This window comes from Pedobacter sp. HMWF019 (genome assembly GCF_003061025.1).
Lineage (GTDB): Bacteria > Bacteroidota > Bacteroidia > Sphingobacteriales > Sphingobacteriaceae > Pedobacter.
This window is the reverse complement of sequence record NZ_QAIL01000435.1, coordinates 1-1,213: the sequence shown is the minus strand read 5'-3', so window position 1 is coordinate 1,213 and position 1,213 is coordinate 1. Positions and strand designations below refer to the sequence as shown.

Annotated in this window: 2 protein-coding genes; both read left to right on the top strand. The window is 35.8% G+C overall.

Features of this window, described 5'->3' with window-relative positions:
- A partial coding sequence (locus tag DBR11_RS23030; protein WP_146186635.1) for a DUF4271 domain-containing protein occupies window positions 1-409 on the top strand: 409 nt, incomplete at its 5' end.
- Window positions 410-427: 18 nt separating this feature from the next.
- Window positions 428-1,198, top strand: a complete 771-nt coding sequence (locus tag DBR11_RS23025) for a uroporphyrinogen-III synthase (RefSeq protein WP_108554952.1) — start codon at window positions 428-430, stop codon at window positions 1,196-1,198.
- Window positions 1,199-1,213 lie beyond the last annotated feature (15 nt).

Genomic DNA, 1,213 nt, shown 5'->3' with positions numbered 1-1,213 from the left:
TTACAATATTTCTTATTGGGGTGGCGGATTCCGGTTCTTTTTGACAATTTCTGTGCTGATTGTGATTTTATATGCAGTGAAAATTATTCTTTTACGCTTAATGGGTTTTCTGTTTAACATACAAAAGCCGGTACATGAATATATTTCTATATTATATTTAAGTTATTTTAATATTTCTCTAGTATTTATTCCCTTGGTGGTGGCATTTGCCTTATCTCCACTGAGATATGGCCTTTATTATATCGCAATTTCTTTCATTCTGCTGGCTGTAATCTTTGCATTTCAGTTTATTAGAGCAGGTATAAATATTTTATCTCACTATCGGCTTTCAAAAATCTATTTATTTTTGTACTTTTGTGCCCTCGAAATTTGTCCTATTTTGATATTAATCAAGGCAATAGGGTTATAATAAAGCGGTAATTAGATAATGCAAGAAAACAAAGAAGATAGGTTGCGTAAGGTAAAAAGTATATTGATTACTTTACCTAAGCCTGAAACAGAGAAGTCGCCTTATTTTGATTTGGCTAAAAAATTCAATTTAAAGATAGATTTTAGGTCTTTTATCCATGTTGAGGGGGTTCCTGCTCGGGACTTTAGAAAGGATAAGATTAACCTTGCTGATTTTACGGCGGTTGTTTTTACCAGTAGAAATGCTGTAGATCATTTTTTCAGGATTTGTGAAGAAATGAGATATGAAGTTCCTTCCGATCTGAAATACTTCTGTATCTCAGAATCAACAGCCCTGTACCTGCAAAAGTATATTCAGTACCGTAAACGGAAAATATTTTTTGGGAAACAAACTGCGGCAGATCTTGCGGAGGTATTGAAAAAACATGCCAATGAGAAGTTCCTGTATCCATGTTCTGATGTGGCTACAGAGGATACCATGAAATTCCTTCAAAAGAACGGGTATGATTTCACACCAGCTGTACTGTTTAGGACGGTTGTGAGTGACTTGTCTGATCTTGCTGAGGTCTTTTATGATGTCATTGCGTTCTTTAGCCCTTCCAGTATCCAGTCTTTGTATACCAATTTTCCAGATTTCGCTCAAAACAATACTCGTATAGCTGCTTTTGGTGTGAATACGCATAAGGCGGTTACAGATAGTGGTCTGATTGTGGACATTGCTGCACCTTCGCCTGAGGCCCCCTCTATGATCATGGCGATTGAAAACTATATTAAAAGATCAAATAAATAAGAATTCGATTCTGCT

Coding starts and splice junctions, on each gene's coding strand:
- DBR11_RS23025 (WP_108554952.1), top strand. CDS start 428: ATGCAAGAAAACAAAGAAGATAGGTTGCGTAAGGTAAAAAGTATATTG.